The following is an 18797-nucleotide window of genomic DNA, read 5'->3' as shown; positions in this document are numbered from 1 at the left end:
TCCACCGCTTGTCAGCCCAGCCTCGCGCGCCGCGCCGGGCATCGCCGGGCCATGGCTGCGCCGCTCGCGGCACTGGTCCTCGGGCTCGTGCTCAGTGGGTGCACGGGCCCCAGCCAGGGCATTGTCCCCGGTACGCCCCCGCAGCCCGGCGGGCAGGGCGGCGACGAGGCCGCACCCGTCGCGCTCGCCGAGGTCGACCGCGGCCTGGTCGGCGGCCTGGACGAGGGGAAACTGTCCAGCAAGGACGCCGGCGTGAGTGACGTCGCGGTCCCGTTCGATCCCGACTCGCGCAACCTCTCGCTGGCCGTCGAGCTGGCGACCAACAAGGGGCTGCGGAACAACGCGATGGCCAACGGCACGGACTACACCCAGCAGTGGCGGGTGGTCGGCTCCTCGCCCAAGGCCGTCGGGATCTGGCTCGACACCTCCTCGACCGTCGAGGGCAAGCCGCGCAAGGTCCCGATCAGCGTGTGGTACGACCGGGCCAGCGATCGCGGCGTCGCCGCCCCCGGGCTGATCAGCCTGGACGGCTGGCCCGCCTTCGTGTCGGCGGTGACCGACGCCCTGCCGCGAGACGCCGATGCCGGCGCGGTCGGCGAGGCGCTCGGCCAGGAGGCGGCGCCCTACGGCAACGGACCGGCGATGGGTTTCGACGCCGAGGGCAATGCGGTGCTGGCGTTCCGGGACGACCTGGTGCCCGGACCGGTCCGGGTTCCGCGCGCGGCGATCGATCCGTTGTTGTCGCCGTTCGGCATCGACGCGCAGGCCTCGGCGACCGCACCCGAGCGGTTCGACCCGGGCGCGAAGCTCGACTCCCGCGACCGCAAGGAGTCAGTCGGCGGCGAGGACGAGAAGGCCGGCGCCGAACCGTCGGAGGAGCCGCAGGTGGTGGACATCCCGCAGGGGCCGGGCGGTTCCGGCGGGGAGGCCTCCGACGAGCCCACCGCCGAGCCCGCCGCGCGGCCCTATCCCTGGGTCGGTGTGAACTGCAAGGCTCGCGAGTGCGCCGCGATGACCTACGACGACGGTCCTGCCTCGGGCACCCCGGACGTGATCGAGGCCTATCTCGCCCAGGGGCAGGCGCTCACGTTCTTCCAGCTCGGGCAGGTCGTGGCCAATGACGAGGAGATGTCCACCTTCGCCGCCGCGAAGGGGATGGAGATCGCCAGCCACACCTATGTGCACGACACGTCGCTGCCGAACCGCTCCCCGGAGAAGAACAAGAAGGAGTTCGGCAAGACGAACGAGATGCTGGCCAAGACCACCGGCCGGCCCCCGCTGTTCATGCGTCCGCCGGGTGGCGCCGTCGGCAAGCTGACCCGCCAGACCGCGAAGGAGTCGGGACAGGCGATCGTCAACTGGGACATCGACACCCGCGACTGGGCGACCAAGGACACCGTCCAGACCGCTGCCTCCGCGCAGACGGTCAAGCCGGGCGGCGTGGTGCTGATGCACGACATCCACGCCCCGACCGTCGCCGCCGCCGAGGAGATCGCCACCACGATGACCGAGAAGGGCTACAGCCTGGTCACCATCGGCGAGCTCAGCGACTACTCCTGGGACGCCGGCAAGCTGTACTGCGGCGAGCGCGACGAGGACGCCTGCGACTTCTGAGGGACGTGAGAAATCCCACGTCGCCGAAAGGTGCTCCTTACTACCAGTGGACACACTGGTCGCACTAGTGTTGCGGGCGTGGCGACGAGTTCACTGACAGTTCACCAACGGGCGGCGCGCTCGCTCGTGGTCTCGAAATACGTGATGGCCATCACCGGTCTGATCATGTTGCTCTTCCTGATCGGTCACATGCTGGGCAACCTCAAGCTGTTCGCCGGCGCCGAGGAGTTCAACCACTACGCGGAGGGCCTGCGTACCCTCGGCGAGCCGATACTGCCCTACAGCGCAGGGCTGTGGGCGATCCGCCCGGTGCTGCTGCTCGCGGTGATCCTGCACATCGTCTCGGCGGTACGCCTGACCCAGCGCGACCGCGCGGCCGTCGGACCGGGCCGGCGCTACGTATCGACGCAGCACCGCACCGGCGTGCAGCGCACCTATGCGTCCTTCACCATGCGCTGGGGCGGCCTGACCATCGCCTTGTTCGTGATCTACCACCTGCTGCAGTTCACGCTGTTGCCGAAGCTGGTGCTCGACCCCGCCACCAACGGCGCCTTCCCCGGCTCCGGTCTGGCCGACCCGTACGTGCGCACGGTCACCGCCTTCACGGTGTGGTGGGTCGTGTTGATCTACGCCGCGGCCATCGTCGCCCTCGGGATGCACCTGCGCCACGGCATCTACAGCGCGGTCGCCACCCTCGGCGGAATCCGCACCCCGCGCGCCCGGACCCGGGCGCTGGCCTGGTCCGCCGGCATTGCGCTGGTGCTGTCCCTCGGATTCCTGATCCCGCCCTTCGCCTGCCTGTTTGGAGTTGTGCAGCCATGACCACCGAGACCGCCCCGACGACAGAGCCGACGACCGACGACGCGCCGGACCGCACCCTGGGAATAGATTCGGACGACTACCTGATCCTCGGCGACCCGATCGCCGACACCAAGGCCCCCGGCGGAGAGATCAAGGACCGGTGGGCCCGGCGCCGTTTCGAGGCCCGGCTGATGAACCCGGCCAACCGGCGCAAGATCAAGATCATTGTCGTCGGGACCGGGCTGGCCGGGGCCTCGGCCGCGGCGACGCTCGGCGAGGCCGGCTACCAGGTGCAGGCGTTCTGCTACCAGGACAGCCCCCGGCGAGCGCACTCGATCGCCGCCCAGGGCGGCATCAACGCGGCGAAGAACTACAAGAACGACGGCGACTCGATCGAGCGGCTGTTCTACGACACCGTGAAGGGCGGCGACTACCGCTCGCGGGAGTCGAATGTCTTCCGGCTCTCCGAGGTCAGCGTCAACATCATCGACCAGTGCGTCGCCCAGGGCGTACCGTTCGCGCGCGAGTACGGCGGCCTGCTCGACACCCGTTCCTTCGGCGGCGTGCAGGTGCAGCGCACGTTCTACGCCCGCGGACAGACCGGACAGCAGTTGCTGATCGGGGCGTACCAGGCGCTGGAGCGCCAGATCAACGCCGGCACCGTGACCATGTTCACCCGGCACGACATGCTGGACCTGATCCTGGTCGACGGCAAGGCCCGTGGCATCGTCACCCGCGATCTGATCACCGGCGAGGTCGAGCCCCACCTGGCCGACTGCGTGATCTTGTGCACCGGCGGCTACGGCAACGTGTTCTTCCTGTCCACGAATGCGATGGGCTGCAATGTCACCGCGAGCTGGCGGGCGCACCGCAAGGGCGCGCTGTTCGGCAATCCGTGCTACACCCAGATCCACCCGACCTGCATCCCGGTCTCCGGCGACTACCAGTCCAAGCTCACCCTGATGAGCGAATCGCTGCGCAACGACGGCCGGATCTGGGTGCCGAAGAGCGGGGAGGACAAGCGCGATCCGCGCGAGATCCCCGAGGCCGACCGCGACTACTACCTGGAGCGGCGCTATCCGGCGTTCGGCAACCTGGTGCCGCGCGACATCGCCTCCCGCGCCGCGAAGTATGTCTGCGATGAGGGCCGCGGCGTCGGCCCGGGTGGCCTGGGCGTCTACCTGGACTTCGCCGACGCGATCGCGCGGCTCGGTCGCAAGGCCGTCGAGGCGAAGTACGGGAACCTGTTCGACATGTACGCCCAGATCACCGGCGAGAACCCGTATGAGGTGCCGATGCGGATCTATCCCGCGGTGCACTACACGATGGGCGGCCTGTGGGTGGACTACGACCTGCAGTCGACCATTCCCGGGCTGTTCGTCGGGGGCGAGGCGAACTTCTCCGACCACGGCGCCAACCGGCTCGGCGCCTCGGCGCTGATGCAGGGCCTGGCCGACGGCTACTTCGTGTTGCCCTACACCGTGCCCGACTACCTGGCGGCCGGGAAGTTCGAGCCGGTCGCCAAGGACGATCCGGCGGTGGTCGAGGTGGTCGATGCCGTCAACGCACGGCTGGAAAAGCTGTTGTCGATCAAGGGCAGCCGCACGGTCGACTCCTTCCACCGCGAGCTCGGCAAGATCATGTGGGAGTACTGCGGCATGGAGCGGACCGACGCCGGGTTGCGCAAGGCGATCGTCGAGATCCGCCAGCTCCGCGAGGAGTTCTGGTCCGACGTGTTGGTGACCGGCACCGAGCACGAGCTGAACCAGTCGCTGGAGCGCGCTTGCCGGGTCGCCGACTTCATGGAGCTCGGCGAGCTGATGTGCATCGATGCGCTGGCCCGGCGCGAGTCCGCCGGCGGTCACTTCCGGGCGGAGTCGCAGACCGAGGACGGCGAGGCGCTGCGCCACGACGACGAGTTCGCCCATGTCGCCGCGTGGGAGTGGAATGGCGGCGACAAGCCGATCCTGCACAAGGAACCGCTGGTCTATGACTACGTCGAGATGAAGCAGCGCAGCTACAAGTGAGCCGGGACAGCGAACGAGAAGTGAGGAATGGCGAGTGAAGATCACCTTGCGCGTGTGGCGCCAGAAGGGCCCCGACGAGCCCGGGCACATGCAGACCATCGAGGTTCCCGATGTCTCCGAGCACATGTCCTTCCTGGAGATGCTCGACGTCGTCAACGAGCGGCTCACGCTCGACGGTGAGGAACCGATCGCCTTCGACTCCGACTGTCGCGAGGGCATCTGTGGGATGTGCGGCGTGGTGATCAACGGCGTACCCCACGGTCGGGCCGACTCGAAGGTGCCGACCACCACCTGCCAGTTGCACATGCGGTCGTTCTCCGACGGCGACACCATTGACGTCGAGCCGTTCCGGGCTGAGGCCTTCGGCGTGATCAAGGACCTCTGCGTCGACCGCAGCGCCCTGGACCGGATCATCGCCTCCGGCGGCTACATCTCGGTGAACACCGGCTCCGCGCCCGAGGCCAATGCCAACGCCGTGCCGAAGGACAATGCCGATCACGCCTTCGAGTCGGCGACCTGCATCGGCTGCGGTGCCTGCGTCGCCGCCTGCCCGAACGCGTCGGGGATGTTGTTCACCTCCGCCAAGGTGACCCACCTCGGCCTGCTGCCCCAGGGCCAGCCCGAGCGGGACAGCCGGGTGCTCGCGATGGTCGCCCAGCACGACGCCGAGGGCCTCGGCGGCTGCACCAACATCGGCGAGTGCACCGCGGTCTGCCCGAAGGGCATCCCGTTCGACAACATCAGCCGCCTGAACCGCGACCTGCTCGGCGCCCTCGCCCGGGGGGAATGAGACCGAATCGTTCCGCTCAGCCGGTGAGGCTGGCCGGCAGCACCGCATTGTCGGGTACGCCGATCCCGTCGGCACGGGCAGTCAGCACGAGCGGGCCGTCGGCGGTGATCGCGACCGTGTGCTCGCTGTGGGCGCCGCGCGAGCCGTCGGCCGAGGCCAGGGTCCAGCCGTCGTCCAGGCGGATGATCTTGTCGGTGTCGGCCAGCAGCCACGGCTCGATCGCGATCACCAGGCCCGGCTCCAGCACCAGCCCACGGCCCGGTTTGCCGTCGTTCGGCACATGCGGGTCGCCGTGCATCGTCCGACCGACCCCGTGGCCGCCGAACTCCAGGTTGGTGCGGTAGCCCGCGCGCCTCGCGACCTTGCCGATCGCTGCGGAGATGTCGCCGATCCGGTTGCCCGCCACGGCGGCGCGGATGCCCGCGGCCAGCGCGCGCTGGGTGGTGTCGATCAGCCGAAGATCGGCCGGCGCCGGGTCCCCGATGACGACGGAGATCGCCGAATCCGCGACCCAGCCGTCGATCGACACGGCGAAATCCAGGCTCAGCAGATCGCCGTCGGCCAGCGTGTAGTCGTGCGGCAGGCCGTGCAGCACGCCCGCATTCACCGAGGTGCAGATCACATGCCCGAACGGGCTGGCGCCGAAGCTCGGGTGGTAGTCGATGTAGCAACTGACGGCACCCGCCTCGGTGATCAGCCGGTGTGCCTCGGCGTCGATGTCGAGCAGGTTGTCCCCGACGGAGGCCTTCACGGCCAGCGCGGTCAGGGTGTCGGCGACGAATCGGCCGGCGGGTTCCATGGCTCGCAGTTCGTCGGGCGTACGCAACTCGATCATCGCCCCAGCGTAGTCGGCCGCTAGGCTCGACGGACCGGACGGACCGCCGCCCGGACGCCGTGGAGAGAGGGGTAGCGATGCGCGTGGCACTGGCCCAGGTGACCAGCGGACGGGATCTCGTCGAGAACCTCGCGCTGGTGGAGGAGTACGCCGAACGCGCATCCGCCGCCGGCGCCGGACTGGTCGTCTTCCCGGAGGCGACGATGCGGGCCTTCGGCCACCGGCTCACCGACATCGCCGAGCCGCTCGACGGCGACTGGGCCGCCCGGGTGCGCGACATCGCCGCCCGGCACGGGATCGTCATCGTCGCCGGCATGTTCACCCCCGGAGATGCCGGCCGGGTACGGAACACGCTGTTGATCACCGGGCAGGGCGTGGAGGCGGCGTACGACAAGATCCATCTCTTCGACGCCTTCGGCTTTGCCGAGTCCGACACGGTCGCGCCGGGCGAGGGGACCGTCACCTTCGAGGTGGGGGAGCTGGTCGTCGGTGCCGCGACCTGCTACGACATCCGCTTCCCGCGGCTGTTCGACCGCCTCGCCCGTGACGGCGCGCAGGCGATCGTGGTGCCGGCGTCCTGGGGCTCGGGGGAGGGCAAGGCGGAGGCCTTCCAGTTGCTGGCGCGGGCCCGCGCGCTCGACACCACCTGCTACGTGCTGGCCTGCGACCAAGCCGATCCGCGCAGCCAGGGTCGCGATCCCGGTCGCGCGCCCACCGGGGTCGGGCACAGCATCATCGTCGCCCCCGACGGCACGGTGCTGGCGTCCGCCGGTGCGGGCCCCGAGCTCCTGGTCGCCGACCTCGACCCCGAGCTCGTCGCCCGGGTGCGGCAGACGCTGCCGGTGCTGGCCAACGCCCGCCGGACGTGAGCCGCGCGGGATCGCTCAGGCCGTGACCGGCACCCGGCCGGCGCGGCGGGTCCGCAGCCCCGCCAGGCGGCCCTGCAGATAGCCGAATCCGGCCGCGGCGACCGCGACGACGATCGCCGCCGCGCCAGGCAGATTGGCCCCGCCGAGCTCGCGGGCCACGGCGCGTGGCAGCACCCGGCGGACATAGCCACGTTCGGTCTCCAGCGCGTCGTCCGCGCCGACCAGACCCGCAACCGCCGCCTTGGACAGGCCCTCGCTGCGGCAGCGCGAGGCGAGATAGCGCCAGCTCAGGCGATCCGCGCTGACGTGGTGGTCGACGGCCGCGGCCGGGTCGAAGAGGATCACCGCGCCGGGGCGCGACCGGCGTACCCGGATGCACAGCTCGGTCTCCTCGCAGCCGAGCGGCAGCGTACCGACCCGGCCGAGGTTCTCGGCGAATCCGCCCGAACCGGCCAGCGCGTCGCGCCGGAAGGACATGTTGCAGCCCATCAGGTTGCGCACGGGACCGGCACCGGCGGCCTGGCCGGTGAAGCTGCACCCGACCACCCAGTCGAGCTCGCCGCGGGCCGGGCCCGCGGGCAGGTTCGGCGGGCGGGTGCGGCCCGCCGGCCAGACCGGAGCGGCGGACCCGCCGACAGCGATGATCGTGGGGTCGGCGTACGGCGCGAGCAGGGCGGCCAGCCAGCCCGGTCGCGGGCGGGCATCGTCATCGAGGAAGATCACCACCTCGCCTCGCGCCAGCCGCCAGCCCGTGTTGCGGGCACCCGACAGGCCGCGGGGGCCGGTGTTCGGCTCGACCCGCACGCCGGTCCCGGCGAACGCGGCCCGCACTCGCTCCAGCAGCACATCGTTGTGATCGATGATCACGACGACATCGGCCTGGGCGTCCCGGGCCTGCTCCGCCGCCTCGCCGATCGCGGCGGTCAGCTCGGCCCAGCGGCGTTGGGTGTAGGCACAGACGACGACCGTGGCGCGCGGGCTCACGCGGCGCGATCGCCCGCGGGCACGCTGTGCGGGCGCGCTCGCCGCTGCCGGGGCGGCCCCGCCGGGCTCGGCGCGCGACGCCCGAAGGCCCGCCGCCACTCGGTGATCAAGGTACGCCCCACGCGCAACCCGTCGCTGATCGCGTTGAGGTTGCTCACCCCGAACATCCGCGGCAGCTCGAAGCTGGGCACCTCGTGCACGACGAGTTCGCTGGTGGCGACGCGGCAGTTGATCACCGTCTCGATCTCGAAGCCGTCGCCCCACTGCATCGACCGGTCACCGCCGGCCTCGGGCTCGGGGGAGGGAAGGTCGAGCTCGACCACCACATCGCGCCAGAAGGCGTTGTAGCCGTAGCACAGATCGGTGAACCGGGCGCGGAACATCGTGTTCATGATCAGGGTGAGCGCGCGGTTGCCGATGCTGCGCAGGCCGGTGATGTCGGAGGACCCGCCGCCGGTGACATAGCGGCTGCCCTTGGCGAAATCGGCGCCGTTCTGCAGGGCCGCCACGAACCGGTTGATCTCGGTCGGGTCGGCCGAGCCGTCGGCGTCGAACATCACGATGATGTCGCCCGTCGCGGCCGCGAAGCCGCAGGCGAGCGCATTGCCCTTGCCCCGCCGGGTCTGCCGCAGGGCCTTGATCTCCGGCATGGCCTCGCGCGCGGCCTCGAGGGTTCCGTCCTCGGAATGGCCGTCGACCAGGATCACCTCGTCGGCCCACGCCAACTGCGGCAGGATGCGTCGCAGGTTCTTCGCCTCGTTGAGTGCCGGAATCACGATCGTGATCGTCGGCGCGGCGGGGCGATGCTTCGGATAGGTCACTTTGTCCCCCGAGTGGTTCCGATTCTGGTGAATCTGGTCTCGTTGATCTGATCTGGTCTGGTCAACTTGATCGCGATCGGGGAGGAAGCGTTGCCAACACAGGGAAATGTGCGGCGGTGTGATGTGATCCCCCGATCGCCGGGCAGCCATTGCCCGATCACTTCCGCTTCGGCAAGCATGCTACCCCACGATCCCCATGCCTTGGCCAATCGTGGGGGGCCGGGTCGTCTCCCGGCGGGTGATTCCCGGGTCGCAGCGGTTGCGCCAGCGCGACAGCAGATAGCTCGCCGGGCCGCTCAACAGGCCGAGCATCTCGACCCGGCGCAGCCTGGTCATCAGCCCGGGGGAGATCGGCGCGGGACGGCGGGCGCCCACGCTCTCGTCGGCCTCGCGCAGCGCGGCGTTCCGGCGCCAGGGGATGATCAGGCCGGCCAGGTGCCGCAACCCGGGAAGCGCCACCGGCGCCGCGTGGCGCGCCAGCCGCGGGTGGAGCGCGACCTTGGTCAGCCAGGCACCCAGCCCGCGGCCGTAGCCGGTGACCTGGGAGCGCAGGGCAGACAGCTCGGCGCGGTGCCGGTGCCAGACCACGGACGACGGCTCGACTGCGACGGCATAGCCGGCGGCGAGGGCGGCGAGGAAGACGTCCAGGTCCTCCCCACCCTTGGTCGGCGTGCCCGGACCGAGCCGGACATCGGAGCCGCCGATCGTTTCCCACGTCTCGCGCCGCACGGCCATGTTCGCGCCGGTGCCGTAGCGGCCGACCTCGAACGGGAAGAGCCCGCGCGGGGAGGGCGGGTCGGCCAGCCGGTAGGTGACCGGCGTGAGGTTCGACGCCCAGGTGACCCGCTCGTCGAACCACGCCTGGGCCGGGGTGGCCAGCTCGCCGGTGGGGACCATGCCGCAGACCACGCCGATGTCGGCGCCGCGGGAGAACCCGGCGGCCAGTTGGCGCAGCCACCAGCGATCGGCGACCACATCGTCGTCGGTGAACGCGAGGTGATCGCCGCGGGCCGCGGCGACCCCGGCATTGCGGGCCCGCGAGGCTCCCGGGCGCGGCTCGCGGACCAGGCGAACCCGCTCGTCGTCCACGGCGCGCACCACCTCGGCGGTCGCATCGGTCGCCGAGCCGTTGTCGACCACGATCAGTTCGAAGTCCGGGTAGTCGGTCTCCAGCACCGAGCGCACGGCATCGGCTAGTGGGCCCGGCCGGTCGCGGGTGGGGATGATCACGCTGAAGAACGGCAATGCGGTCCCGATCGGGCCGCGCAGGGACTGGCGTTCGGGCAGGGCGCTCGCGCGGCGCCACAGCTCGTCGGCGTCGACGGCCCCGTCGACCACGGGAGCCGTGACGAATCCGACGGCGGTCTGTCCGTCGCGCACCAGGAACCGTGCGTTGCGATAGCCGGACCCGTCGCGCAGCGGGAGTTCGCCGTGTCGGACCGGTGGCGCGCTGCGGTCATAACTGCCGATCCAGCTCGCCTCCGGCCACACGGGCGCGCCGATCCGCATCGGCGGTTCCAGAGCCGTGTCGGTCATCGATCTCCTGTCACAGCGGGTGATTCGGCGCCCCGGTCCCAGATCGCCCACGGGCGTTGCCCGGTGGTCCACATCCGGTCGAGTTCGGCGCGCTCCTTGAACGTGTCGGCGGCCTTCCAGAATCCGTCGTAGGGCTGGGCCAGTGCGCGGCCCTGGGTCGCCAGTCGGGCATAGGCGTCGCCGATCAGGTCCTCGCCCGGGCCGAGATGGTCGAACACCTCCTGGCGCAGGATGATCATGCCGCCATTGACCCGCATCGGCATCGTCGCCACCGGCGTGATCTTGGTGACCCGGTGCTTCTCGTCGACCTCGAGCACGTGGAAGGTGTCCTGCGGTGGCACCGACATCACCGAGGCCACGGCCTGTCCGTCGTCGACGAAGGAGTCGATCATGCTCGGCAGATCGGCATCGGTCAGCACGTCGGCGTAGTTGGCGAGGAAGATCTCGTCGTCGCCGAGCAGCGGGCGTACCCGTCGCAACCGTTCCCCGATCGAACTGGTCAGACCCGTGTCGACGAAGTTGATCGTCCAGTCGGACATCTCGTCATCGAGCAACTCGACCTTCCCGCCGCGCAACGCGAAGTCGTTGTGCGCGGTCGGTGCATGGTTGAGGAAGTAGTCCTTGATCATCTGCGCGCCGTAGCCGAGGCACAAGATGAACTCCTTGTGCCCGAAATGGGCGAAATAGCGCATGACGTGCCACAGCAGTGGATACGGCCCGACGAGTTGCATCGGCTTCGGGACGTCGTCGGTCGCGCTGCCGCGCATCCGCATCCCGTAACCGCCACAGAACAGCACGACCTTCAGTCCGTGACTCCTCATGATTCCCCCCAAACTCCAGGCAACTACGCGGTCAGCGCTCTGCCGGCGAAGCGCCGAGCCCGGTCGGCAGGGGCGTCGGTGCCCCGGTCGCCGGATCGACGATCTGCAACGTGGGCTGGGCGAAGACCAGCCGCCCGCCCCACTCGGCGATGCCCGCCAGTTGGTGGGTGATCTCCTCGCGCAGATTCCACGGCAGCACCACGACCAGATCCGGTCGGTCTGCATACAACTGCTCCACCGGCCGGATCGGGATCCGGGTGCCGGGCGTGAACCGCCCGTGCTTGTAGGGATTGCGATCGACCAGGTAGGGCAGCAGGTCGGGCCGGATGCCGCAGAAGTTCAGCAGGGTCTGGCCCTTGCCCGGCGCGCCGTAGCCGGCCACCTTCAGGCCCGCGTCGGCCGCGTCGATCAGCAGGCGGACCAGGTCGCGCCGGATCCGCGACACCCGCGGGGCGAGGCCGGCGTACCCGTCGACGCGGTCGAGCCCCGCCGCGCGCTCGGCGTCGGCGACGGCGCCCACCCGGGGCGACGGCGTCGGCGCGTGTTCGGCCGGGGCGGCCCAGAAGCGGATCGATCCGCCGTGGGTCGGGATCAGCTCGACATCGACCAGGCTGAGATCGGCGGCGGTGAGGGCGCCCCGCGCGGCGAGCACCGTCCAGTACTGGAAGTGCTCGTGGTAGACGGTGTCGAACTGGGCATCGGCGACGAGGTTAAGGGCGTGGTGCACCTCGATGCTGATCCGCCCGTCGTCGGCCACCAGGGTGCGCAATGCGCGGGTGAACCCCGCCACGTCGGGGATGTGCGCCCAGACATTGTTGGCGACGACCAGATCGGCCGGACCGTGCTGCTCTCGTACCCGGCGTGCCAGCGGTTCGGTGAGGAAGTCGTTGACGACGGGTACGCCGCGGCGCACCGCCTCCGCGGAGACATTGGTGCTCGGCTCGATGCCCAGACAGGGGATCTTGCGGTCGAGCACGTGCTGCAGCAGATAGCCGTCGTTCGCGGCGACCTCGACCACCAGGCTGTCGCCGTCGAGCCCCAGGCGATCGGTCGCGTCCGCGACGAAACGCCGCGCGTGATCGACCCAACTGGTCGAGAAGGAGGAGAAGTACGCGTACTCGGTGAAGGTGTCCTCCGGCGTGATCAGCGCGGGGATCTGCAGCAGCAGGCAGCGCCGACACAGCCGCACGTGCAACGGATAGGTCTGCTCCGCGGCATCCAGCTCCGCCGCGGTCAGGAATCGTTCGCACGGTGGCGTCGCGCCCAGATCGAGCACGCTGACAAGTTCGTCGGCACGACAAAGCCGACAGGTATCCCCCGACACATCCGGCAACCTACCACCGCCGACCCGGATCGGGACATTCGCGGCGACAGGGCCCCGCGCGGATTGGTCAGCGCGGCGAGCGGTGTGGCAGACTTGACGGCTGCTGCCCGCGGTCTCGGCTCCTGCCACAGGGGGAACGCCCGAGTGCGCGGGCAGACGACTGCTCACCCAGCACCTGGTGACCTGTGGCACCGGCGAGGACAACCCATGAACAAGCTCATCGAGGCCGCCACCCAGCCTGCCGTGCGGGAGGACATCCCCGAGTTCCGGGCCGGCGATTCCGTGCGCGTGCACGTCAAGGTCGTCGAGGGCAACCGCTCCCGCGTCCAGGTCTTCGCGGGCGTCGTGATCGCCAAGAACGGCGGCGGCATCTCCGAGACCTTCACCGTCCGCAAGGTCAGCTTCGGCGTCGGCGTGGAGCGTACCTTCCCGCTGCACAGCCCCATCATCGACAAGATCGAGGTCGAGCGTCGCGGCGATGTGCGCCGCGCGAAGCTCTACTACCTGCGCGGCCTGCGCGGCAAGGCCGCCAAGATCAAGGAGAAGCGCGACAACTGATCGCGTCGCTCAGCGCACGCCGGCCACCCGGAACTGGACACTGATCCGGGGGCCGGCGTTTCGCATCTTCGGCACCGCGTGCTCCCAGGTGCGCTGCGCCGTGCCGCCCATCACGACCACATCGCCCGAGGCCATCGGGATCTGCAGCGACCGGCCGCCGCCGCGCGGCCGCAGCGCCAGGCGCCGCACCTCGCCGAGCGAGACGATCGCGACCATCGTGTCGTGGGTGCTGCCGCGCCCGATCCGGTCACCGTGCCAGGCCACGGAGTCGCGGCCGTCGCGGTACAGGCACAGCCCGGCGGTGACGAAGTCCTCGCCGAGCTCGGGCCGGTAGTGCGCGGAGAGTTCGGCCCGCATGGCAAGCAGCAGCGGGTGCGGCCACGGATCGCCGGCGCCGTGGAAGCTGAGCAGCCGCGGGGTGTCGACGACGCGGTCATACATCTGCCGCCGCTCGCCGCGCCATGGCGTGTCGGCGAGCAGTCGCTCCATCAGCAGGTCGGGTCGCAGCACCCAGCCCGGTCGGACGTCCAGCCAGGCGCCGCGGGTCAACTCGCGGCGGCTGAGGCCGTCGGCGTAGCGACCGGTGCCGGGCTCGTCGTGGTCGACGGCGTCGAAGAGGGTGACCTGGCTCATGCGTGCAGCGTACCCGCTGATTCGAACTGATGTGCGAACCCGGCGCGCCGCGCGTGGTGTCGCCCGGGCGGGCTAGGCTGGCTCCTCGGTGGCGCCCGCGCGGTGCCTGCCACGCGCGCGAGCGGCGCGCGGAGCGACGGAAGGGCAGTTGGTGGGCGAAGCGGTGGACTCCGGTCAGGACGCGACCGTCGGAGACAACGTTCGGCGACGCGAGAAGCGGTCGCCCGGTCGCTCGTTCGCCCGCTTCGTCCGCGAGTTGGTGATCGTCATCGTCGGCGCGCTGGTGCTGTCCGGGCTGCTGCGCGCGTTCGTGGCCCAACCATTCCTGATCCCGTCGCAGTCGATGGAGAACACGCTGCAGGTCGATGACCGGGTCGTCGTGCAGAAGATCACGCCCTTCCAGCGCGGCGACATCGTCGTCTTCAAGGACCCGGGCGGCTGGCTGCCGGCGACCCAGGAAGCCGCGGAGCGCGGGCCCGTCGGCAAGGCTCTCGAGTTCTTCGGGATCCTGCCCGACACCAGCGACGATCATCTGATCAAGCGCGTGATCGGCGTCGCCGGCGACACCGTCGCCTGCTGCGATCCCGACGGGCGGGTGACCGTCAACGGCAAGGCGCTGGAGGAGCGGGCATACCTGTATTCCTCCGGCGGTGAAACCGTGGACCCCGCGCGCGTCCCCTTCGAGGCCGTGGTGCCGGCCGGGCACATCTTCGTGATGGGCGACCACCGCAATTTCAGCGCGGATTCTCGCTGCCACATGGATCAGGAGGGTCCCGAGGGCTATCCCGGTTCGGCCGCGTTCGTCCCGGTCGACAACGTGGTCGGGACGGCCTGGCTGATCGTGGCGCCGTTCGACCGCTGGCGGACCTTCAGCACGCCGACGACCTTCGCCGGCGTACCCCCGCCCGGGCCGGCGCCCGCCCAGGGCACCATCTCGCCGGAGGGGGCGGGTTGCTGAGATGACGGCGAGCGACCGCAGGGGTACGCAGCGGCCCTGGCTGGTCCGGCGCGACAGCGGCATCTACGGCTACGAGCGTGCGCTGGCCCGGGCCGGCCTGGCGCCCGTCGCGGGCGCCGACGAGGCAGGCAGGGGCGCGTGCGCGGGGCCCCTGGTGGCCGCCGCGGTGATCTTGGCCCCGACCCGGGCCGGGCAGATCACCGGTCTGCGGGACTCCAAGCTAATGACCCCCGCGGCGCGCGAGCGCGCCTTCGACGAGATCCGTCGCAAGGCGCTCGCGTATGCCGTGGTGGCCGTCGAGTCGACCGAGTGCGACCGCCTCGGCATGCATGTCGCGAACGTCCAGGCGCTGCGCCGGGCGCTGCACCGGCTGGACGCGGCCCCGCGCTTCGTGCTCACCGACGGGTTCGGTGTCGACGGTCTCGGGGTGCCGGGTCTGGCGATGTGGAAGGGCGATCGGGTGGCCGCCTGCGTCGCCGCCGCATCCGTGCTCGCCAAGGTCACCCGCGACCGGCGGATGGCCGAGCTCGCCGTGGCGTACCCCGACTTCGGCTTCGAGGTGCACAAGGGCTACTGCACGGCCGAGCACCAGGCGGCGCTGGACGAGCACGGGCCGTGCCCGGAGCACCGTCGCCGCTTCGACAACGTGGTGACGGCCGAGCGCGCACACGCCGGGCGGCGTTCGGCCGCGACCGCGGGCAGGCGGGGCTAGAGTGGCGGTGAGATGAGCACCGAGGACCTTGACGCCTACGAGAGCGAACTGGAGCTGCAGCTCTACCGCGAGTACCGCGATGTGGTGCGGCTGTTCAAGTACGCGGTGGAGACCGAGCGCCGCTTCTACCTGTGCAACGCCATCGATCTGAAGGTACGCACCGAGGGCGGCGACGTGTACTACGAGGTGTCGCTCGGCGATGCCTGGGTCTGGGACGTCTATCGGCCGGCCCGCTTCATCAAGAGCGCGAAGGTGCTGACCTTCCGCGATGTGTCGATCGAGGAGATCGTGCACTCCGATCTCGAGGTCCCCGGCTCCGAGAGCTGAGTCCGTCCACAGGGCACCCGATCCGCCCGGTTGTCCACAATTTCGCCGACCGCTGACAATTCGCGGACCCGACCGGCCAATGGTCTGGCATGGGAGTGGGGAACGCGCGGATCGCCCTCGGGCGGCATGGCGAGGATCTGGCGGCGGAGCTGTTGCAGGCGTCCGGCTTCGTCGTGTTGGAGCGCAACTGGCGCTGTGTCGCTGGTGAGGTCGACATCATCGCGCGCGATGTCGCCGCCGACGCCGTGGTGTTCTGCGAGGTCAAGGCGCGCCGCGGCCTCGGCTTCGGTGATCCGCTGGAGTCGATCACGGCAGACAAACTGCGCCGGTTGCGGCGACTGGCCGGCCACTGGCTCGCCGCCCACGATGCCGGTCCGACCCGGATCCGGCTCGACGCGATCGGCGTCCTGCTGGGCGGCCCACGACCGCGGCTGCGCCATGTGCGGGGGATCGGTTGATGAGCGGCGCCATCGCATGCGCGTGGTCGGTCGCCCTGCTGGGCATGCGCGGCCAGCCGGTCGAGATCGAGGCGGCGGTCGGCGGCGGCCTGCCGCGCACCGTCCTGGTCGGGCTGCCGGATGCGGCGCTCTACGAGGCTCGCGACCGCTGCCGGGCGGCGGTCGCCAGCAGCGGTTTCGACTGGCCCGCGTCGCTGATGACGATCAACCTGACACCGGCCTCGCTGCCCAAGGCCGGCTCGCACTACGACCTCGGCATCGTCGCCGCCGTGCTCGCCGCGACCGGGGTCGGCAGCGCCGATCGGATCGCCGGGCAGGTGTTCCTGGGCGAGCTCGGCCTGGACGGCCGGGTCCGGCCGGTGCGAGGTGTGCTGCCCGCCCTGCTGGCCGCGGTCGAGCACGGGTTCGACCGCGCGGTCGTGCCCGCGGCGCAATGGGCCGAGGCGGCGCTCGTCGACGGCATCGCCATCACCGGTGTCGCCGATCTGCGCGAGCTGGCCGACCTGCTGCGGGGCCGGCCCCGGCCGGTCCGGGCCGCGGAGCCGGAGCCGGCCGGCCGCGGCGAGCCCGCCGCGGGGCCCGAGCCGCCCGATCTCGCCGACGTGGCCGGGCAGCTCGAGGCGCGGTGGGCGCTGGAGGTGGCGGCGGCCGGACGCCACCACCTCTTCCTGCAGGGCCCGCCGGGCGTCGGCAAGACCATGCTGGCCGAGCGGTTGCCGGGCATCCTTCCTCCGCTGCGACCGAGCGAGGGCCTCGAGGTCTGCGCGGTGCAGTCCCTGGCCGGTCGGGTGGTCAGCGACCGGGTGCCGGAGCTGCCGCCGCTGGCCGACCCGCACCACACGGCCTCGGTCGCGAGCCTGGTCGGCGGCGGTGCCCGGATCGCGCGGCCGGGCGCGGTCAGCCTCGCCCACCGCGGGGTGCTCTTCCTCGACGAGGCGGCCGAGTTCAGCCCGCGCGCCCTGGATGCCCTGCGCACCCCGCTGGAGACCGGCCAGGTGACCTTGGCCCGGGCCGCCGGGCAGGTGAGCTATCCCGCCAGCTTCCAGTTGCTGCTCGCCGCAAACCCCTGCCCGTGCGGCAATTCCGGGGTCGCCGGCGCGGTGTGTGAGTGTGCCCCCGCGGCGGTGCGGCGCTACCGCTCGCGGCTGTCGGGGCCGGTACTGGACCGCGTGGACATCCACCAGGAGCTGCGCCCGCTCCGTAAGGCCCTGTTGCGCAGCGCGCGGGAGCGGGCCGAGTCGAGCGCGGCGGTGGCGGCCCGGGTGGCGGGCGCCCGGCTGCGGGCTCTGGCGCGGATGACCGACACCCCGTGGACGACCAACGGCGAGATGCCCGGGCCGTGGATCCGGGCGCACTGGCCCGCCCCGGGCGGGGTCGAGCTGGTGGAGGAGGCGATGCTGCGCGGCAAGATCAGCGGCCGCGGTGCGGACAAGGTCATCCGGGTCGCCTGGACGCTCGCCGACCTGGCCGGTCGCGACGGGCCGGGCCGCGACGAGGTCCGCCTCGCGCTCGCGCTGCGGCGGGGCGAGGCCGCGCTCGATCGGGTGGCCGGATGAGTGCCGCGGTCGGCGACGCCGAGCGCGAGGCGCGACTCGGGCTGAGCTGCCTGGTCGAGCCGGGCTCGCTCGAGGTGGCCAGGGCCGTCGCCGAGCACGGTGCGACCGCGGTCTGGGCGGGCCTGCGCGGGGGAAGCGGTGCGCTTGCCCGGCGGGCCTCGGCGCTCGACCTGACCGCTGTCGCGCGACAGGCGGTCGATGCCGGAGCGCGGTTCGTCATCCCCGGCGATGCGGAGTGGCCGCGCGGCCTCGACGACCTCGGGGCGGTGTCGACGCGGGCGATCACCCCGGCCGAGCTGGGTGGCCTGCCGTTGGGGATCTGGTTGCGCGGGCCGGCCGGGGTCGCCACGCGCTCCGTCGCCATCGTCGGCTCCCGCGCCAGCACCGCCTACGGCGAGGGCGTCGCGGCCGATCTCGCGGCCGACCTGGCCGAGGCGGGGGTCGCGGTGATCTCCGGCGGCGCCTACGGCATCGACGCCGCCGCCCACCGCGGCGCACTGGCCGGCGGAGGCGCCACCGTCGCGGTGCTCGCCTGTGGGGTCGATGTCGCCTACCCGCAGGGCAATGCATCGCTGCTGGCCGCGATCGCCGCTGACCACCTGGTGCTCTCCGAGCTTGCGCCGGGCAGCCACCCCACGCGGGTCCGGTTCCTCGCCCGGAACAGGCTGATCGCCGCGGCTGCGAGCGCCATCGTCGTGGTGGAGGCCGCGCACCGCTCGGGCGCGCGGAACACCGCGAGTTGGGCCCGCGCCCTCGGCCGCCCGCTGCTGGCCGTGCCCGGTCCGATCACCTCGGCCGGATCGGTGACGCCGAACCAGTTGATCCGTGATCACGTCGCCGAGACGGTGACCGGGGCAGCCGACGTGCTGGAGATCATCGGGCGGGCCGGCGAGGACCTGGCGCCGGAGTTGCCGCCGGATCCCGCGCGACCCGTCGACGCGCTGCCGGCGGACCTGTTGGGTCTGTTCGAGGCGCTTCCGGGCCGTGGCGGCATCGCGGCCGGTGATCTTGCGCTGCGGCTCGCCCGGGAGCTGCCGCGGGTGATCATCGACCTCGGCCGGCTGGAGGAGGCGGGGCTCGCCCTCCAGCTCCCCGACGGGCGGTGGAAGATCAGACCCGGCGGCGCAGGCTGAGGGGTCGTCTGGCGGGGAGCGTGGCATCGTCCGCCCGGCC

General features: G+C 71.4%; 19 protein-coding genes. 12 read left to right on the top strand and 7 right to left on the bottom strand.

Annotated elements, in window-relative coordinates; translation table 11 throughout:
• Positions 1 to 51: 51 nt before the first annotated feature.
• The 4 genes from ACXDC7_RS12920 (at position 52) to ACXDC7_RS12905 (ending at position 5232) form a co-directional block, all read left to right on the top strand.
• Positions 52 to 1614 carry a polysaccharide deacetylase family protein gene (locus tag ACXDC7_RS12920; RefSeq protein WP_179446010.1) on the top strand — a complete coding sequence of 521 codons (1563 nt, stop codon included), beginning with the start codon at positions 52 to 54 and terminating at the stop codon, positions 1612 to 1614.
• 126 nt (positions 1615 to 1740) lie between these two features.
• Entirely contained in the window at positions 1741 to 2436 is a 696-nt protein-coding gene (locus ACXDC7_RS12915; RefSeq protein WP_343046025.1) for a succinate dehydrogenase cytochrome b subunit, read from the top strand.
• On the top strand, positions 2433 to 4442 hold the full coding sequence (locus tag ACXDC7_RS12910) for a fumarate reductase/succinate dehydrogenase flavoprotein subunit (RefSeq protein ID WP_218843879.1): 2010 nt from the start codon (positions 2433 to 2435) through the stop codon (positions 4440 to 4442). The genes ACXDC7_RS12915 and ACXDC7_RS12910 overlap by 4 nt, the downstream gene beginning before the upstream one ends.
• Before the next feature lie 34 nt (positions 4443 to 4476).
• Positions 4477 to 5232, top strand: coding sequence for a succinate dehydrogenase/fumarate reductase iron-sulfur subunit (locus ACXDC7_RS12905; RefSeq protein ID WP_179446012.1), 756 nt, complete (start codon positions 4477 to 4479; stop codon positions 5230 to 5232).
• A gap of 16 nt (positions 5233 to 5248) precedes the next feature.
• Here ACXDC7_RS12905 and map read toward each other — a convergent pair whose 3' ends face one another.
• Positions 5249 to 6067 (bottom strand): type I methionyl aminopeptidase, encoded by an 819-nt coding sequence (gene map / locus ACXDC7_RS12900; RefSeq protein ID WP_459222386.1) that lies wholly within the window; start codon positions 6065 to 6067, stop codon positions 5249 to 5251.
• Between the two features lie 77 nt (positions 6068 to 6144).
• On the opposite strand from map, the gene ACXDC7_RS12895 reads away from it, so the two are divergent.
• On the top strand, positions 6145 to 6936 hold the full coding sequence (locus tag ACXDC7_RS12895) for a carbon-nitrogen hydrolase family protein (RefSeq protein ID WP_179446014.1): 792 nt from the start codon (positions 6145 to 6147) through the stop codon (positions 6934 to 6936).
• A gap of 15 nt (positions 6937 to 6951) precedes the next feature.
• Here ACXDC7_RS12895 and ACXDC7_RS12890 read toward each other — a convergent pair whose 3' ends face one another.
• From ACXDC7_RS12890 to ACXDC7_RS12870, 5 genes are all read right to left on the bottom strand, one after another.
• Positions 6952 to 7920, bottom strand: coding sequence for a glycosyltransferase family 2 protein (locus ACXDC7_RS12890; RefSeq protein WP_459222385.1), 969 nt, complete (start codon positions 7918 to 7920; stop codon positions 6952 to 6954).
• Positions 7917 to 8741: a glycosyltransferase family 2 protein gene (locus ACXDC7_RS12885; RefSeq protein ID WP_459222384.1), complete on the bottom strand. Its 825-nt coding sequence runs from the start codon at positions 8739 to 8741 to the stop codon at positions 7917 to 7919. Before ACXDC7_RS12885 ends, ACXDC7_RS12890 begins: the two co-directional genes overlap by 4 nt.
• 180 nt (positions 8742 to 8921) lie before the next feature.
• Positions 8922 to 10277, bottom strand: a complete 1356-nt coding sequence (locus ACXDC7_RS12880) for a glycosyltransferase family 2 protein (RefSeq protein ID WP_459222383.1) — start codon at positions 10275 to 10277, stop codon at positions 8922 to 8924.
• Complete coding sequence (locus ACXDC7_RS12875; RefSeq protein WP_218843881.1) at positions 10274 to 11098, bottom strand: sugar phosphate nucleotidyltransferase; 825 nt, start codon at positions 11096 to 11098, stop codon at positions 10274 to 10276. The genes ACXDC7_RS12880 and ACXDC7_RS12875 overlap by 4 nt, the downstream gene beginning before the upstream one ends.
• Before the next feature lie 31 nt (positions 11099 to 11129).
• Positions 11130 to 12422 carry a methyltransferase domain-containing protein gene (locus tag ACXDC7_RS12870; RefSeq protein ID WP_179446018.1) on the bottom strand — a complete coding sequence of 431 codons (1293 nt, stop codon included), beginning with the start codon at positions 12420 to 12422 and terminating at the stop codon, positions 11130 to 11132.
• Between the two features lie 207 nt (positions 12423 to 12629).
• On the opposite strand from ACXDC7_RS12870, the gene rplS reads away from it, so the two are divergent.
• On the top strand, positions 12630 to 12980 hold the full coding sequence (gene rplS, locus ACXDC7_RS12865) for a 50S ribosomal protein L19 (protein WP_179446019.1): 351 nt from the start codon (positions 12630 to 12632) through the stop codon (positions 12978 to 12980).
• A gap of 9 nt (positions 12981 to 12989) precedes the next feature.
• On the opposite strand, the gene ACXDC7_RS12860 is transcribed toward rplS, so the two are convergent.
• Positions 12990 to 13613: an alpha-ketoglutarate-dependent dioxygenase AlkB gene (locus ACXDC7_RS12860; RefSeq protein WP_459222382.1), complete on the bottom strand. Its 624-nt coding sequence runs from the start codon at positions 13611 to 13613 to the stop codon at positions 12990 to 12992.
• A gap of 151 nt (positions 13614 to 13764) precedes the next feature.
• Between ACXDC7_RS12860 and lepB the strand changes: the two genes are divergently transcribed.
• From lepB to dprA, 6 genes are all read left to right on the top strand, one after another.
• Positions 13765 to 14571, top strand: a complete 807-nt coding sequence (lepB, locus tag ACXDC7_RS12855; protein WP_459222381.1) for a signal peptidase I — start codon at positions 13765 to 13767, stop codon at positions 14569 to 14571.
• Position 14572: 1 nt separating this feature from the next.
• Positions 14573 to 15283, top strand: coding sequence for a ribonuclease HII (locus tag ACXDC7_RS12850; RefSeq protein WP_459222380.1), 711 nt, complete (start codon positions 14573 to 14575; stop codon positions 15281 to 15283).
• A 12-nt stretch (positions 15284 to 15295) separates the two neighbouring features.
• Entirely contained in the window at positions 15296 to 15610 is a 315-nt protein-coding gene (locus ACXDC7_RS12845) for a DUF2469 domain-containing protein (protein ID WP_179446022.1), read from the top strand.
• A gap of 89 nt (positions 15611 to 15699) precedes the next feature.
• Positions 15700 to 16068 carry a YraN family protein gene (locus ACXDC7_RS12840; RefSeq protein ID WP_459222379.1) on the top strand — a complete coding sequence of 123 codons (369 nt, stop codon included), beginning with the start codon at positions 15700 to 15702 and terminating at the stop codon, positions 16066 to 16068.
• Positions 16068 to 17624 (top strand): YifB family Mg chelatase-like AAA ATPase, encoded by a 1557-nt coding sequence (locus ACXDC7_RS12835; RefSeq protein WP_459222378.1) that lies wholly within the window; start codon positions 16068 to 16070, stop codon positions 17622 to 17624. The genes ACXDC7_RS12840 and ACXDC7_RS12835 overlap by 1 nt, the downstream gene beginning before the upstream one ends.
• Entirely contained in the window at positions 17621 to 18757 is a 1137-nt protein-coding gene (gene dprA / locus ACXDC7_RS12830; protein ID WP_459222377.1) for a DNA-processing protein DprA, read from the top strand. Before ACXDC7_RS12835 ends, dprA begins: the two co-directional genes overlap by 4 nt.
• The last annotated feature ends 40 nt before the right edge of the window (positions 18758 to 18797 follow it).

The sequence above is a fragment of the Naumannella huperziae genome, from assembly GCF_054073625.1.
This window is presented reverse-complemented; position numbering and strand designations above follow the sequence as displayed.

What these genes read in the sequence shown, in the direction of transcription:
- ACXDC7_RS12845 (WP_179446022.1), top strand. Translation starts at nt 15,296, where the DNA reads ATGAGCACCGAGGACCTTGACGCCTACGAGAGCGAACTGGAGCTGCAG.
- ACXDC7_RS12895 (WP_179446014.1), top strand. Translation starts at nt 6,145, where the DNA reads ATGCGCGTGGCACTGGCCCAGGTGACCAGCGGACGGGATCTCGTCGAG.
- dprA (WP_459222377.1), top strand. Translation starts at nt 17,621, where the DNA reads ATGAGTGCCGCGGTCGGCGACGCCGAGCGCGAGGCGCGACTCGGGCTG.
- ACXDC7_RS12850 (WP_459222380.1), top strand. Translation starts at nt 14,573, where the DNA reads ATGACGGCGAGCGACCGCAGGGGTACGCAGCGGCCCTGGCTGGTCCGG.
- ACXDC7_RS12880 (WP_459222383.1), bottom strand. Translation starts at nt 10,277, where the DNA reads ATGACCGACACGGCTCTGGAACCGCCGATGCGGATCGGCGCGCCCGTG.
- ACXDC7_RS12920 (WP_179446010.1), top strand. Translation starts at nt 52, where the DNA reads ATGGCTGCGCCGCTCGCGGCACTGGTCCTCGGGCTCGTGCTCAGTGGG.
- ACXDC7_RS12875 (WP_218843881.1), bottom strand. Translation starts at nt 11,098, where the DNA reads ATGAGGAGTCACGGACTGAAGGTCGTGCTGTTCTGTGGCGGTTACGGG.
- ACXDC7_RS12840 (WP_459222379.1), top strand. Translation starts at nt 15,700, where the DNA reads ATGGGAGTGGGGAACGCGCGGATCGCCCTCGGGCGGCATGGCGAGGAT.
- ACXDC7_RS12910 (WP_218843879.1), top strand. Translation starts at nt 2,433, where the DNA reads ATGACCACCGAGACCGCCCCGACGACAGAGCCGACGACCGACGACGCG.
- rplS (WP_179446019.1), top strand. Translation starts at nt 12,630, where the DNA reads ATGAACAAGCTCATCGAGGCCGCCACCCAGCCTGCCGTGCGGGAGGAC.
- ACXDC7_RS12860 (WP_459222382.1), bottom strand. Translation starts at nt 13,613, where the DNA reads ATGAGCCAGGTCACCCTCTTCGACGCCGTCGACCACGACGAGCCCGGC.
- map (WP_459222386.1), bottom strand. Translation starts at nt 6,067, where the DNA reads ATGATCGAGTTGCGTACGCCCGACGAACTGCGAGCCATGGAACCCGCC.
- ACXDC7_RS12835 (WP_459222378.1), top strand. Translation starts at nt 16,068, where the DNA reads ATGAGCGGCGCCATCGCATGCGCGTGGTCGGTCGCCCTGCTGGGCATG.